Genomic DNA, 14,059 nt, shown 5'->3' on the forward strand with positions numbered 1-14,059 from the left:
AAGAATGTCATGACACAATCCCTCAAGCTCGGTGGTGCTGCGACTGACGGGACCGAAGCCGGCATGCGCCGGATCAACCGGCTGCCCGTCATCATCGTCATCGTGCTGGTCGTCGCCTTCCTGGGTGTGATCTTCTACGGCCTGGCCTCGCGCGGCCTGCGCATGGGAGAAGCGAGTAGGCCCCGGGAGAGTACCGGCAACCCGGCATCCACCTTTGCCGACCAGCTCAAACGCGGCGTCGGCGACGCGATCATTGGCGAACCCCAACCGGCGACATCCCTCCCGGCTGTCCCGGTCGCGACCAGGGAGGAGACGGCGGCCAACCCCTTCAGGACCCCGCCGACGCCGCAAGCCGGCGGACGTCCGGAACCCGCGCTGGAGCCGGAAGCGGTCTGGCGGGCACGGCTGCAGCGCGAGCAGGAGGAGCAGTATCTGCGTGAACGTCATCGTCAGGACATGGCGCGGATGCAAGCAAGTGACGCGGCCTATGATGCACCCATCGCGATCGATCGCAGCAAGCTCGATGCGCGAAGCACCAGCTCGACGTCCCGTCCGGGCGAGCCGTCTCAGCCTGCCCGATCGGGGACGAGTGGCGCCCCGGATCTTCTCGCCGCTGCCCTGCGCGCGGGCGCCGGCGGCATCAATCCGGATCCCAACGGTCAGCGTGCCAAGGAAGACTTCTTCAATGCCGACCTCAAAAGCCTCGGTTACCTGCCGAACCGGGTGGTGCCGCAGCTCTCGCCCTTTGAGCTGAAGCGCGGCTCGGTGATCCCCGCCACCCTGATTACGGGCATCAACTCCGACCTGCCGGGGCGCATCACCGCGCAGGTGAGCCAGAATGTCTATGACAGCGCGACCGGCCATCGCCTGCTCATTCCGCAGGGCACGAAGCTCCTCGGTCGCTACGACAGCAAGGTGTCGTTCGGGCAGAGCCGTGTCCTCGTCGTCTGGACCGATATCATCTATCCGAACGGCTCGACATTGCAGATCGGCGGCATGGCGGGAACGGACGCCGAGGGCTATGGCGGCTTCCGCGACAAGGTCGATCGCAAATGGCTGGAAACCTTCGGCTCCGCCATACTGATCGCCCTGATCGGCACCGGGATCGACATGGCGATCCCGCAGAACAATGACCCGTTCAATTCCAACAGCCCCGAGGATGCCGCGCGGATCAATTTCGCCGAGACCTTCGGTCGGACGGCGGAACAGACCATCCAGCGCAACATGGACGTCCAGCCGACGCTCGAGATCCGTCCAGGCTACCAGTTCAACGTACTGGTCGACCAGGACATCGTGTTCCCCGGCGCCTATCGGGGATAGGGGATCGCCACCCAAGGCACTGTTCCCCTGACAGATTTCTTAGGACACAGGTCGTCTTGCTGCGGCCCGCCACTGGCGTGGCGGCCCCGTGGTCCTTAAAAGCAGCACAGGGCAGGGAATCTCCTCATGCGGGATTGATCCTCTGACCCTATGGTTGGGGTTCATGATGGTAGTTTGGATGCTTCGATGCCGCTGATCGCAGGGTCGTTTCATCTTGGATTCTCCCCCGGCTAGAGCTCATGGGATTATCGTCGGCGGGGGAGTACCGCGGACAACTTCAGGCGAGCAGGAGATGGAAACCAACGAGTCCGCAGCGGAGACCAAATTCGAGCTCCGTCCCCTCATCGGACTGACGCGAGGACTGCCTCAGTCGGATCTCGAGGCCATCACGGTCAATGCGATCCGCATCCACAGGCAATTGGTCGATCGCGCCGATGAGCTGTTCCACGAACTTCCCGACACCTGCAAGACCGGGAAGACGCATGGAGGTGAACAGCATGTCCGATATATTGAGGCAGCCATCGAGATGCACTCTCAAATGGCTGCCGTCGCGACGCTTATCGCGCTTCTCGGATATACGCCGAGTGTTTCAGTGAACTAATCGTCAGATCAGCTTCCGGCGGATCGCCACGGCAACAAGCTGTGTAATCGTGTAGACGTTGAACCGCTTTTTTGTTTCAGAAAGCTTCACCCGCACGCTGTTATATTTGACGTTGTGGAGATCGGCAACTTCCTCCACCGTCTTGCCCAGGGCAATCCAGCGTAAATACGCGGCCTCCTTCGCATCGAGCCATGCGTGTTCCTCGATCGTCGGCGTCGCCTGCAGATGCGCAATGCGCGCATGAAGCTGCCCCACGGCAGCAGCCGCGGCGATAGCATCGATGTCCTTTTCGGGATCGATCCTGCGTTTGCCGGATGCCAGCGTGAACATCGACATGAAGCCGTTCGCGGTATTCACCGGGATCGTAAAGCCTGACCGGATCGCGAAGTCGGCAGCATGCGAGAAGAAGGATCGCTGTTCTCTGGACAGGTGCGAGCGGTCCGACTCCCCATCCCAGGAAAAGGCCCGCCTGAGTCTCCTTGCCCGCTCCACGACGGGATCGATCACGGAGTAGCACTCATCGAAATAAACACGTTGCCATTCAGGACGATAATTCGAAATTGCAAATGTATTGTTCATTTGCATATGCAGGTACGCATACCCGCCAAAGCCAAAGGATTCAGAAAGGTCCGTCAAAGCCGATTTGAGACCGGTTTCGTCCAACCCAACTGCCGCCAGGTCGGTAAGCCTGTCAACCCAATGCTTCACCAGGTTCCTCCGCTCAACGTTTCATTTTCATGCAGCTGAGTTTTGAACTTCGGATTGGTCAACTCAAAATTGCGCCTTCTCCACACACCTTGCATGACGGCGGTATCCTGTGGGGCACTGGCACACTCCAGCACCTCCTTCGTCGACGGGCACCTCGATCGTTCCGACCACCCGTATCCGCTCACGGTGCAATCCATGAAGCACCGCGAATATCGCTGTTCCGCCGCAGATCACCGTGGACAGCGCACTGGGAACTTGGCACCCGCATGTCGGGCAATCAAGAAACCGCCTTACGAAATCGCACGGCACCCCGGAATGGTCTTCTATTTCCGATCCATGGACGGCTTCACGCCGATCCTGGACAGATCGACGCGGATATCGGCCCCGTTGGGATCTCCGGCCGGAGGCTCCGATGGGCTGCCTGCCCTATCGGCTTCCTCAGCCGTGGTTTCCGGTGGCGTGTGCGGCATCGAGCCATCGGGCGGCAGTTCCATCGCCGTGAACACGAAATCACCCTCGAAGTACCCGCTTTTCCACGCGAGGATGGCGTCCTCGAGCGCCTCGTCCGTCTCCCGACCGTACCACCTGACCACCATGGCGTAGACCTTTCGGAACAGCGCGCTGCCCATGCGGATGTTCGCGCACGGATCGACCAGGTCGGAAGTGAGTTCCGCAACGTCCTGCGCCCCAAGGCCTGCGGGGAACTGGGTAACGCCGACACGCACGACGTGGCGGCCAACGTGCTCGCGGATCAGAGCCAGCGCTTCGGCGGGCGAGCCCGGCTTCGGTATCAGTACAACCCGATCGCCCGCGCGGACCGTCACGGCAAGAGGATCCAGCGTTCCAGCCCGCTCAACGAGCTTCTCGACGATCGCCGGTTTCAGGTTGGGGTCGGCGCATTGCTGGATGAGGGCGGCATCCACCATTCCCGTCTCTCCGTTGGTTCAGGTGTTGAACGACATCGCCAATGGAACCGCGAATAGCCGTCCCCACGCGGTCACACTCGCCTTCTGGATGGCGATGATCGAGGAGCCTTGAGTCCACCAGCCATTGCCAGTCGCGACGATCGTCTCCGCGCCAAACCACATCGACTGAAGAATGGGCCAGACGATGAGCTGTTCGTAGCAGATGAGCGGCGCGGCCCGGATGCCAGCGAGTTCCACCACCGGGTTCGCAAAGAAGTAGGCACGGGCGCCGCCACCCGCTCCGGTCCATGTTGCCCAGGGCTGCCACATGGACACGGGTACCGGCATTCGCTCGCGGTAGAGGACACTCGCCTTACCGGCAGAAATCGCCACCATCACGTTGTCATAGCCATGCCGTTCGAGCACGGCGGCGCCGGCGAGGAGCGTGACGTTCGAGTCACGTAACGCGTTGATCCAGAAACCTTCGAGGGTCGGGGTCCAGAACCCGAGCGCACTTTCCGGCAAGATCACGACGCGGGCACCGCTGGTGGCCTGCTCGCGGACCAGGGAGGCGAGCGCTTCCTGATAGGCAAGAGAATGCTCGCGGCCGAGGCTCCGACCGAGAGAGAGGTCAACGCCCCTCCATCCCGCGGGCGGCGCCTGTTTAGCCGTGTTCGCCGCCGACCATAGCCATAGCCCAGCGAGGACGATCATCATGACCGGCCAGGCGCGCGTCGTCATGACAAGTAACATCGCGACGGCAGCCGTGAGGCCCCACCAGCCCCAACCGGGGAAGAGAACACCGGCAGCCGTCACGGGATGCGCCCACCCCGTGATCCCAAACGGGGGAAACGCCATCAGGACAGCAGCCACCAGATAACGCACCGCGCGCGTCCATCCCGGTAGTCTCAACCACAGCGCAGCGTGCACCCCGACAAAGAGGCACGACGCGCCGATCCATAGCCCCAGTCCGGGCCAGATATCGGCAGCGTAGAAGGCGGCAATGCCCTGTGGCAGGCCGCGTGACGCTGCGAGGAAATACCCCATCGACACCGCCGCCGCCGTGACCCGGTTTGGCGCCCACGCCCAGAGCGCCGGGAACAACATGGCGAACGGAAGGGTGAGCGCATGGCCGCTCCAGCCCACCCAGCCGATGGCGACGGCAGCAGTGACGAGCAAGGCAGGGCGCCAGCGATCAGGGATGGAGGGTGAAGATCGGCCGCGCCAGGCCGAGAAGGCCGGCGTCGGGGATCGGCCCGAAGTAGCGGGAGTCATAGGAACCTGCGAAGGGAGAGTGAACGAAGATCTGGCCGGCAGGAACGATGCCGCCGGTCCAGGGAGTGAGCAGCCGCCCTGCGCCGTCGCGAGCGATCAGTTCGGAGCGGGGCAGGGCATCGCCATCGATCTCGACGCGCGCGCCAACCTCGATGCGGCTGCCGGCAAGCGCCGCGACGGTCTTGATGAGGGGCGCTGCGCCGCTCGGGCATAAGCCCTGCCGGAAGTAGCCGCGTTCGAGGCCGAAGGCCGAGACCGGTCCCGGCGGTGGGCAGACGAAGACCAGATCCCCGATGGCGACGGGACGATCGAGCGGCACGATGCGCCACAGCCCCAGCGGCTCGCTCGGCGTGAGATTGATGCGGAACCCGCCCAGCCAACCAAGGCCGGCGATCGCGGCAATCGCGATCACACCGCCGACCAGGATCGCGAGCGCACAACGCCGCGTTTCGCCCTTCCTCCTTCCGGCTGCCTTAGTGATATTTGCACGCGCACCGACCATCATTTGAGCGACAATCCCTGCCGCTGCCCCTGGCGCATCGCCTCGACCTGTTTCAGCCCCTCGGCGGTGCGCTGCTGGGCGGCGAGTTGCTGCGCCGTGCGCATCGTCGGCCAGGCCGATTTCAACTCATCGCGCTGGCCGGCGCTCATGCCGGCGGCGAGTTTCTCGAAGGTGGGTCCGTCCGGTGTCTTCGCGCTGCTGGCAAGCATTGACCGCTCGCCAAACCGCTCGCTGACGACCCGAGCGAACCCTTCGATCTCGGCCTTCACCATCTTGTCCTCGAGGGAGAAGGCGAGCGCAGCGGGAAGGTCGTTTCGGTCGATCGCGTCGCGGACCTTTTCAAGAGTTTGCCTGGCCATCGATGACAACGCCGGAATGTCGACCGCGACCTTGACGCGCGCCGCGCGTTCTTCCGTCTCGTGCTTATGCTCGGCCTCGGCGCGCAGCCGCAGATAGCGCTCGAGGTCACGGGCGAGCGCCGGCACGTTGAGGTTCGCGCGTTCGCGATCCTCCCGGTCGGCACGACCGGTGAGAAGGCCGGTCTTGCCCCTCAGCGCACCGAAGCTCTCAGGCCTCGTGGCGATCGTCGACAGGGTGGATCTGGCCGTGTCGGCGTTCCTGATCATGCCGTCGACGTCGACCTTGCGGAACGCACTTTCCGGCTCGGCGAAGACGAAGCGGAAGCGGGTCGAGACCTCCTCCCATTGCCTCGATAGCCCGGGATCGGCAGCGAGCCTGTCCTCGACCGCCTGATCGACGGATTTGGGGAATGCGGTGATGCCGGCGACCATCGGCCTGGCCTCCTTCTGTGTTTCCGGGATGGTCTGTTTCGAGGCCACGCCAAGGCCGAGCCTCAAACCGAGGGCCAGAAGCCGCGTGCCGAGATCGGCGAGCTTGTACTTCTGCCGGATGGTCCAGCGGAGCCTGTCGGCGACGAGCGTGCGGGCGACGCGGACGAGATGCAGGCCGCGCGCTTCAGTGAAGCGCAGAGCGGCGCGATAGGAGCCGGCGCGCTCATAGTCGAGCGTGGTTTCCTTGCCCCGATGCTGTGACAGGATCTTCGTCAGGCCACCGGCCTTCCGTAAGGACAGCGCCCCGTAATAGAGGCCGACATCCTCGCGATGGCGGGTCAGCGCCACATAGGACAGGTGACGGTCCAGCGAGAGCGTGGCCAGCACCTTCACACGGTCGACGGTCGCGCCCTGCGACTTGTGGATGGTGGTCGCATAGCCATGGTCGACATGGGCGTAGAAGCGCTGGTCGACGTCGACATGGCGACGGTGTTCGCCCTCACCGACCATGGCCTTGAACCCGCCCGGCCGCGCCTCGACGACATGAGCGATCATGCCGTTCTTCACGCCGAGCGCCGCGTCGTTCTTTAGGAACACGATCTGGTCGCCGGCGGCGAAACGGCGGGGGCCGTCCTCGGTGCGGAAGGCATGACCTTCTTCCACGAGGCCGCGCTCAACCAGCTTGCCCCGCGCCATGTCGTTAAGCACGCGCACGTCACGCCGGAGATGGGCGAGGATCAGTGTCGATTTCGCCGGATCATAGTCGCGGTTCCAGTCCTCGATCAGCGCCGTAACGGCATCGGTCTTAAGTTTGCGCGGCTGGAGCTTGCCGTTCGCCTCATAGCTCTTCAGCGCCGCGGCGACATTGCCGCGCGCGAGATCGAGCGAGGCGCCGCGCATCCATTGTTCGCGCTGGCGATAGATGGTCTCCAACTCGGCATAGCCGGTGCGTTCGACGATGGCGCGGAACGCGGCACCCGCCTCGATCGGCTGGAGCTGATCGGGATCGCCGACGAGCACCAGCTTGGCGCCGGCCTTCACCACCGTCTCGACGAAGAGCGCCATCTGCCGGGATGACACCATGCCGGCTTCGTCGAGCACGAAGACGCATCTGTCGTCGATCTGATCACGGCCCTTCGACCAGGCGAGCTCCCATGACGCCAGCGTGCGCGAGGCGATGCCGGCCTCGCTCGAAAGGCCCTCCGCCGCCTTGCCGGCAAGCGCGGCGCCGACGACACGATAGCCGGCCGCTTCCCAGACTTCCCGCGCGGCCTTCATCATCGTGGTCTTGCCGGCGCCGGCGCGCCCGACGACAGCGGCCAGCCGTCCACCGCCGGTGACATGGGCAATCGCCACGCGCTGCTCTTCCGAGAGCCGGTCATGGCGCTGGAACACCGCCTCGAGCACGGTCTCGCGAACACCATGCGAGGACCGCGCGGCAAGCCAGATCGCGCGATGGGCCATGTCGGCTTCAAGCCGGATCAACTCGCGCGTCGTATACTTGGCGGGCTCACGGATGCCGGTCGCAAAGCCGATGCGCTCACCTTCCAGCCGCAGCACATCCGGGCTCTGAAGGATGCGCGCCATCAACCGCTGGAACGTACCGGCATCATCGACATAGCGATGCAGAACCTTGGCGATGTCGCGCTCGGTGAAGACGCTCATCTCGCGCGTGACGAGGTCGAGCACGATCTCCGGCCGGCGCAGGATACGCTCGCGGTTCTCCGCCCTTCTCTCCTCATGGAGCGCGACACGTTCCAGCCGGGGCGACCACCCGGTCGCCGCCTCCTTCCGGTCGATCGCCTTCGCCGCCACGCCGATATGGGTCGTCGTCACGAGGTCGATGCCGCGCTCGGCGTAGGAGCGGCCATCGACGCGGATGTCGAGGCCGGCCAGCGCCAGATGCTTGTTCTGGAGATCGAGCCAGCCCGCGCGCTGCTCGAGGAACTCGGTCTTCTCACCAGACCAGAGCCGATAGACGATCTTGCCGGCGTCATTGCGGAGTGGCTGCCCATCCGCGCCGATCAGCGACACCTTCTTCGACCCAAACCCGCCATCGACGAGAGGCCGCAACGTAGTCATCAGGTGGATATGCGGATTGCCGGGTTCATCATGGAATACCCAGTCCGCAACCTGCCCGCGGGCGAGCATCTGCGTCCCGACAAACTCCTGCACCAGAGCGATGTTCTGGTCCACCGACAGCTCGACCGGCAGCGCGATGATGAATTCCCTAGCGAGCTGCGCGTCGGAGCGCTTCTCGAAGGCTTCGACCGCATTCCAGAACGCCTCGGCCGCCCCCGCGACCGAGCGATCGGCGATCAGCGCTCGTGCCCATTCCGGTGCACCGGCCGGCAGCAGGAATTCCTCATGCCGCAGCCCGCGCTTGGCGGAATAGTCGACGATCCGCCCTTCGGCCTCGTGCTCCATCCGCGCGCAATGACGGTACGCCGCCGACAGCACGGCGCTGCGGCCGGAGCCGCGCGAGATGAGCTGGGGCGTGAAATGCGTGATGGCCAAGACGGCACGGGCTCCCGAACGACGACAAGACAGGCGTGTTCGTCGGGAGCGGCGGCCGCTGGTCGGGGCTGAAGCAGGGCGTCGCGATAGCGACGTATTACTGCGCCCTTGGACCATTCCTTCGGAACGGCCGGGATCATCCGCCAAAGTGTCGGCTGCGCCGACGTGCAAATCTGCACCTTTCGATCACGGGGCATCCGGAGGAGCCTTACCCGATGCGATCCGCACCGGGCGCAACAGGAGGTCCAACCGGAAATGAAGAAACCGTCGTCAAAGATCCGCGAGGAAATCGTCCAGCTCCAGGCCCAGCTCAAGCTCGCCGAAACACGCGAGGCCGAGCGGATCGGGCGTGTGGCCCTGAAGGCGGGGCTCGGTGAGATCGAGATCGACGAAGGCGAACTACAGGCCGCGTTCGACGAAATTGCCGGCCGGTTTCGCGGGAAGGGTGGAAAGGCTACCGGAAAAAGAGATGGCGGCGCCGTGGAGGAGCCCACAGCCACGACCACGACGGTCGCGGCTGGCGCGACTGCGGATGGCACTGGCGAGGTGTGAGCGCATGCGTCAGGCCTCATCATCCGAAGCCCGCAGACAAGACACCCGCGAGAAGATCGAGCTCGGCGGCCTGATCGCCAAGGCGGGGTTGCGCTACGAGAAGCGCGCCGTCCTGCTCGGTGCACTGATCGAACTCGGCCAGCGGCTGAAGGCCGACGGTGCCGAGCGAAGCCGCCTCGCGGCGATCGGCGCGAAGGCCTTCGGTCATGACGGCGAATAGGCTTCTGCTCGCCTTAGTGCCGATCGCACTGATGATCGGTGCGCTGATTGGCCTCTCCGGTTTCGAGCACGCGGCCGCCAGCCTCGGCAAAACGGATGCGCAACGAATGATGTTCGGCCGCGCCGGTCTCGCGCTGCCCTTCCTCGCCGCAGCTGCGACCGGCGTGATCTTCCTCTTCGCCGCCGCTGGCGCCGCCAACATCCGCACCGCCGGATGGGGCGTCATCGCGGGATGCGCGATGGCGATCTTCATCGCCGTGCTGCGGGCGCCATCGCGGTCGCCAGCGCTAACTCAGGTCGATCCGGCATACCCGATCGGCGCGAGTGCCGCTCTGATCGTCGGATGCTTCGCCCTGCGCGTCGCCGTGAAAGGCAATGCCGCCTTCGCCGCATCGGCGCCGAAGCGCGTGCACGGCAAGCGTGCCTTGCATGGCGATGCCGACTGGATGACAATGGCCGAGGCCGGCAAGCTCCTTCCCGACACCGGCGGTATCGTCGTTGGCGAGCGTTACCGCGTCGACCGGGACAGTGCGGCAGCGGCGGCGTTTCGCGCGACAGATCGGCAGAGCTGGGGAGCGGGCGGGCGCTCGCCGCTGCTTTGCTTCGACGCTTCCTTCGGTTCGTCGCACGGCATCGTCTTCGCCGGTTCCGGTGGCTACAAGACGACCTCGGTGACGATCCCCACAGCCCTCAAATGGGGTGGCACGCTCGTCGTGCTTGATCCCTCGAACGAGGTCGCACCCATGGTGATCGATCATCGCCGCGCAGCCGGGCGCACCGTCCATGTGCTCGATCCGAAGCAGCCCGCCACCGGCTTCAACGCGCTGGACTGGATCGGACGCTTCGGCGGCACCAAGGAGGAGGACATCGCGGCCGTCGCCTCATGGATCATGAGCGACAGCGGCGGGGCGCGCGGTGTACGCGACGACTTCTTCCGTGCCTCGGCCTTGCAGCTCCTGACCGCGCTCATCGCCGATGTCTGCCTGTCCGGGCATACGAGCGAGGCGGACCAGACGCTGCGCCAGGTGCGCTCCAATCTGTCCGAGCCGGAGCCGAAGCTGCGGTCGCGCTTGCAGGAGATCTACGATGGCTCGGGGTCGCCATTCGTGAGGGAGAACGTCGCCGTCTTCGTCAACATGACGCCGGAGACGTTCAGCGGCGTCTATGCCAATGCGGTCAAGGAAACCCATTGGCTGAGCTACCCGAACTATGCCGCGCTTGTATCGGGTCACTCCTTCGTCACCGATGATCTCGCCGGGGGCGACACAGACGTCTTCATCAATCTCGACCTGAAGACGCTGGAGACCCATGCCGGTCTCGCCCGCGTCATCATCGGCGCGTTCATGAACGCGATCTACAACCGGAATGGCGAGATGACGGGGAGGGCGCTGTTCCTGCTCGACGAGGTGGCGCGGCTCGGCTTCATGCGCATCATCGAGACCGCCCGCGACGCCGGCCGCAAATACGGCATCACCCTCATCCTGCTGTTCCAGTCCATCGGCCAGATGCGCGAGACCTGGGGCGGACGCGATGCCGCGAGCAAATGGTTCGAGTCGGCGAGCTGGATCAGCTTCGCCGCCGTCAACGATCCCGAGACCGCCGACTACATCTCCAGCCGCTGCGGCGCGACCACGGTCGAGATCGACCAGGTCAGCCGCTCCTCGCAATCCTCCGGCTCCTCGCGCACGCGCTCGAAGCAGCTCGCGTCGCGCCCGCTGATCCAGCCGCACGAGGTGCTGCGCATGCGTGCCGACGAGCAGATCGTCTTCACCGCCGGCAACGCGCCGCTACGCTGCGGCCGCGCCATCTGGTTCCGGCGGGAGGACATGACGGTCTGCGTGAAGGCGAACAGGTTCCAGCCGGAGAAAGGTTGAGCGGCATGGGCTCAATGCTGACCGGGTCACACAAACCTTCACGGAAATGAATCGATGAGTCCGGATCGATTCATAAGTGTCGTTGGACGCCGAATCTCCTCGATGGGATTCTGGCGTCATGCTCGCCCAGCCCTATCAGCTCTATGTCGAACGCCGGGATGCCGCCAGGAACATGGCCCGGTTCTACGCCATGTCGATCGAGCGGACCCTGTTCGGACAGGCCTGCCTGATCCGGCGCTGGGGACGCATCGGCGCATATGGGCAGACCCTGCAGCATTCCTTCGACTGCGAGGACGAAGCCGTGCAGCTGTTCCTTGAACTGCTCCGGCAGAAGCGCGATCGCGGCTATCGACCGAAGAGAAAACCGATCTCGTCCGACAGCTCAGCTCCGGAGGGGTAAGAGGTTGGCCCCGCCGTGCAGGCGGGGCCAACTCAGGATCAGTCCCTGTTGGGCCGGGACCAGATCAGCTGGAGGCCATCCTCACCTTCGACCTCGACCAGGGTGGCGTAGATCGGAGCCGGGAAGCTCGGATCGTCCAGCTTGACCGAGAGGTAGTCGCGGCCGCTCTGCTCGGAGTGCTTCTGCCACGCCGCGCCCAGCTCGACCGAGCCGCTGGCGAAGAGGCGGAAGTGCGGACCCTTGTCGGAGGGGTTCTCGATCCGCTCGAAGCGGGCCTTGACGTTGAGGGTGAGAGTCTTGATCGAGCCGGTGAAGCCGTTCGAAGTGGAGGTGAAGGTGCCGATGGTCGCCATGGTGCTTGTCCTTTTCCAAAGTCTCGGGCTGCGCCCTCCGCGGCCTCGATGGCTGTCGACAAGACCGGTGACGATCGGACCGCACCCACCAGGGTCCCCGGCGCGCCTGCGCGATGGGGTGGTCCTTAGGGGCTGGAATGCAATGGAGGGCGGCAACAAGCGGTTTTGTTAGCGGGTGAGGAATGGCGGCGCCCGCAGGGTCCGCCAGGGGTCAGAAAATCGCCTGATGCCGTTGCAGGAAGACGATCGAGGCGAAGCCGGTCTACGGTCAGACATGCCCCATCGAGCCCGCAGGAGGGCCGGCCGGTACAAGAGAGAAGGGCGGGCCGTGGCTGAACCAGAACCTCGGCACTCTCATCCTCGCCACCACGCGGACGAGCGATCAGGCCACGGCCCTACCGAATTCGAGCACCGGCGGGTTCTGACGAATATCCCTCCAGGCAGGCGCATCACGAACCATCGTCGCGGCCGCCTGAGAAGGGATGCCCTCGCCGGACAGTACGCCGATCGCCGCGGCGCCTTCTCCAACGAGGCTCGCCCGGATGGTGCCCGTCAGCCGACACCCGAGCCAGTCCCTCCTCGTCGAGACCCGTGGCGCTAACGTCAAGCCTCAGGCAAGGTCTCCGGCCATCGCTGCGCGCCATGCAGGACGCGAAGGATACGGACCGTCGTTTCCGTCACGACATAGGCCGCGACATAAGGCGTGCCGGGGATCACCAGTTCGCGCGTCCCGTCGATCCGTCCGGGACGGCCGCTTTCGGGAAAATCACACAGCCGGCGCGCCGCACCGGCTATACGTTCATCGATGGAAACAGCGGCGGACGGATTATCCGCCTCGATATGAGAGAATATGCCGTCGCGATCAGAGAGCGCCCAGGCTGACCAAACGAGCTTCACGATTGAACGTCACCCGCGCGGCGCCGTGCCGCCGCCCGGCGCGCCGCGAAATGCACCTCGGCCTCATCGTCGGAAATATCGGGCCGGGTGTCGCTCAGCGCTTCCAGCACCTTGGCCCGAAACCAGGCATCATGCGCCTCGCCGTTCGCCATCAGTTCCAGCGGAAGCGCACCCTCATTGGCAGTCCGGGTGAGCAGGATGCGCACGGCATCGGACACCGTCAGGCCCATTCTTTCGAGCACGGCCGACGCACGGTCCCGGATGTCAGCATCGATGCGGGTTTGAACGAGAGCATTTGCGACCATCGGCGCCTCCTCTATCAGCCAATGTAATGCGGTTGAATGACGATTGCCAGCTTTCTCCTGGCCGCGCATCCTTTGCCTGCGCTGGCGGGTGCAATGATCGGCCGTCAGAATGGAGGCTCTCCAGATCGCGGAAAAGATCGGCATTCAGGGCTGTCCACGACGCTGACGCCCGGCGCCAGGCGGAACTGGCCCGAAGTCACGACGCGGTCGCCGGGGGCGAGACCGGAGGTAGTGACCGCGCCGCAGGCGATGCTCTCGCCCTGTTGCCGTGGCGCGTGGCTCGCGTCATGCGCTATGTCGAGACGCATCTCGATCGGAGAATCAGGCTCGCAGACCCTGCAAAAGAGGCGCCTCTTTCAAGGATACATTTCGCGGCTCAGTTCAACGTGGCCACTGGTTTCAGTCCGCTCGAATATTTGATGCACCGACGCATAGCAGAGGCAAAGGACCTGTTGCGCCGCACAGACGAGTCCATCGTGTAGATCGCGTTAAGTTGGTTTCCAGAACCAGGCGCATTTTACCACCGTGTTCCGCCGTCTCGTGCATCAGACACCGCGAAGATGGCGCCTCTTGGGTGATGCGGGCCAACGCGATGCTTTGGGCTCAGACTACCGGCTGGCTGGCCACCTCTCCGAGGTTTCGCAACAACGTCTCTAGCTCGACCGCAGCCACCGCCCCACGCAGGCCATCGTAGTGAACTCGCTCAAACTGCGGGCGGGAGCAGGAAACAATGGAGCAGTCATGTCGGCGAGGGCATGACCGGGGCCGAGTTCGAGGAAAGCGGTCGCGCCTGCTTCCCGGCAGGTCTGCAGGCAGGCGGACCAGCGAACGGTCTGACTG

Annotated in this window: 14 protein-coding genes; 6 read left to right on the plus strand and 8 right to left on the minus strand. The window is 64.6% G+C overall.

Annotation, left to right across the window (positions count from 1 at the left end; genetic code table 11):
* Positions 1–9: 9 nt before the first annotated feature.
* Positions 10–1,320 carry an IncP-type conjugal transfer protein TrbI gene (gene trbI, locus VRZ77_RS09935; protein WP_414592495.1) on the plus strand — a complete coding sequence of 437 codons (1,311 nt, stop codon included), beginning with the start codon at positions 10–12 and terminating at the stop codon, positions 1,318–1,320.
* A gap of 292 nt (positions 1,321–1,612) precedes the next feature.
* Positions 1,613–1,921, plus strand: coding sequence for a transcriptional repressor TraM (locus tag VRZ77_RS09940; RefSeq protein ID WP_414592496.1), 309 nt, complete (start codon positions 1,613–1,615; stop codon positions 1,919–1,921).
* A gap of 3 nt (positions 1,922–1,924) precedes the next feature.
* Here VRZ77_RS09940 and traR read toward each other — a convergent pair whose 3' ends face one another.
* The 5 genes from traR to traA form a co-directional block, all read right to left on the minus strand.
* Complete coding sequence (gene traR / locus VRZ77_RS09945) at positions 1,925–2,629, minus strand: autoinducer-binding transcriptional regulator TraR (protein ID WP_414592497.1); 705 nt, start codon at positions 2,627–2,629, stop codon at positions 1,925–1,927.
* A 323-nt stretch (positions 2,630–2,952) separates the two neighbouring features.
* On the minus strand, positions 2,953–3,555 hold the full coding sequence (locus VRZ77_RS09950; protein ID WP_414592498.1) for a conjugal transfer protein TraH: 603 nt from the start codon (positions 3,553–3,555) through the stop codon (positions 2,953–2,955).
* 18 nt (positions 3,556–3,573) lie between these two features.
* Positions 3,574–4,809 carry a conjugal transfer protein TraB gene (locus VRZ77_RS09955; protein ID WP_414592499.1) on the minus strand — a complete coding sequence of 412 codons (1,236 nt, stop codon included), beginning with the start codon at positions 4,807–4,809 and terminating at the stop codon, positions 3,574–3,576.
* The gene (gene traF, locus VRZ77_RS09960) at positions 4,730–5,311 is read right to left on the minus strand and encodes a conjugative transfer signal peptidase TraF (RefSeq protein WP_414592558.1); all 582 of its coding nucleotides are present in this window, start codon (positions 5,309–5,311) and stop codon (positions 4,730–4,732) included. Before traF ends, VRZ77_RS09955 begins: the two co-directional genes overlap by 80 nt.
* Positions 5,311–8,619: a Ti-type conjugative transfer relaxase TraA gene (gene traA, locus VRZ77_RS09965; protein ID WP_414592500.1), complete on the minus strand. Its 3,309-nt coding sequence runs from the start codon at positions 8,617–8,619 to the stop codon at positions 5,311–5,313. Before traA ends, traF begins: the two co-directional genes overlap by 1 nt.
* A gap of 255 nt (positions 8,620–8,874) precedes the next feature.
* On the opposite strand from traA, the gene traC reads away from it, so the two are divergent.
* From traC to VRZ77_RS09985, 4 genes are all read left to right on the plus strand, one after another.
* Positions 8,875–9,171: a conjugal transfer protein TraC gene (gene traC, locus VRZ77_RS09970; RefSeq protein ID WP_414592501.1), complete on the plus strand. Its 297-nt coding sequence runs from the start codon at positions 8,875–8,877 to the stop codon at positions 9,169–9,171.
* A 4-nt stretch (positions 9,172–9,175) separates the two neighbouring features.
* Positions 9,176–9,391: a type IV conjugative transfer system coupling protein TraD gene (gene traD / locus VRZ77_RS09975; protein WP_414592502.1), complete on the plus strand. Its 216-nt coding sequence runs from the start codon at positions 9,176–9,178 to the stop codon at positions 9,389–9,391.
* On the plus strand, positions 9,378–11,264 hold the full coding sequence (gene traG, locus VRZ77_RS09980; RefSeq protein WP_414592503.1) for a Ti-type conjugative transfer system protein TraG: 1,887 nt from the start codon (positions 9,378–9,380) through the stop codon (positions 11,262–11,264). The genes traD and traG overlap by 14 nt, the downstream gene beginning before the upstream one ends.
* Before the next feature lie 118 nt (positions 11,265–11,382).
* Complete coding sequence (locus tag VRZ77_RS09985) at positions 11,383–11,664, plus strand: WGR domain-containing protein (protein WP_414592504.1); 282 nt, start codon at positions 11,383–11,385, stop codon at positions 11,662–11,664.
* A 38-nt stretch (positions 11,665–11,702) separates the two neighbouring features.
* Here the strand turns inward: VRZ77_RS09985 and VRZ77_RS09990 are convergent, their stop codons facing one another.
* The 3 genes from VRZ77_RS09990 to VRZ77_RS10000 form a co-directional block, all read right to left on the minus strand.
* Complete coding sequence (locus VRZ77_RS09990) at positions 11,703–12,017, minus strand: DUF736 domain-containing protein (RefSeq protein ID WP_414592505.1); 315 nt, start codon at positions 12,015–12,017, stop codon at positions 11,703–11,705.
* Positions 12,018–12,620: 603 nt separating this feature from the next.
* Positions 12,621–12,914: a type II toxin-antitoxin system RelE/ParE family toxin gene (locus VRZ77_RS09995; RefSeq protein ID WP_414592506.1), complete on the minus strand. Its 294-nt coding sequence runs from the start codon at positions 12,912–12,914 to the stop codon at positions 12,621–12,623.
* Entirely contained in the window at positions 12,911–13,219 is a 309-nt protein-coding gene (locus VRZ77_RS10000; protein WP_414592559.1) for a type II toxin-antitoxin system RelB/DinJ family antitoxin, read from the minus strand. Before VRZ77_RS10000 ends, VRZ77_RS09995 begins: the two co-directional genes overlap by 4 nt.
* Between the last annotated feature and the right edge of the window lie 840 nt (positions 13,220–14,059).

Origin of the sequence: Ancylobacter sp. G4_0304 (assembly GCF_047501495.1) — a bacterium.
Taxonomy (GTDB): Bacteria; Pseudomonadota; Alphaproteobacteria; order Rhizobiales; family Xanthobacteraceae; genus Ancylobacter.